Source organism: Staphylococcus hominis subsp. hominis, from assembly GCF_002901845.1.
Taxonomy (GTDB): domain Bacteria; phylum Bacillota; class Bacilli; order Staphylococcales; family Staphylococcaceae; genus Staphylococcus; species Staphylococcus hominis.
Genome location: NZ_PPQE01000020.1, coordinates 1 through 251 on the forward strand (window position 1 = coordinate 1; position 251 = coordinate 251).

Here is a 251-nt window from a genome sequence, read left to right on the forward strand (position 1 = left end):
TTGATCCACTTAATGACGTGCTTGCGCTATTTGAATCGCTCACGCTTGTTGATGTTGATTCACTTGATGATGTGCTTGTGCTTGTTGAGTCACTCACACTTGTTGATGTTGATTCACTTAATGACGTACTTGCACTTGTTGAATCACTCACGCTTGTTGACGTTGATCCACTTAATGACGTGCTTGCACTTGTTGAGTCACTCACGCTTGTTGATGTTGACTCACTTAATGATGTGCTTGCACTTGTTGAA

General features: G+C 41.8%; 1 pseudogene. It reads left to right on the top strand.

The window, feature by feature from the left end:
- Positions 1-251 (top strand): annotated as a pseudogene (locus CD034_RS01155) (hypothetical protein); the annotation flags it as partial.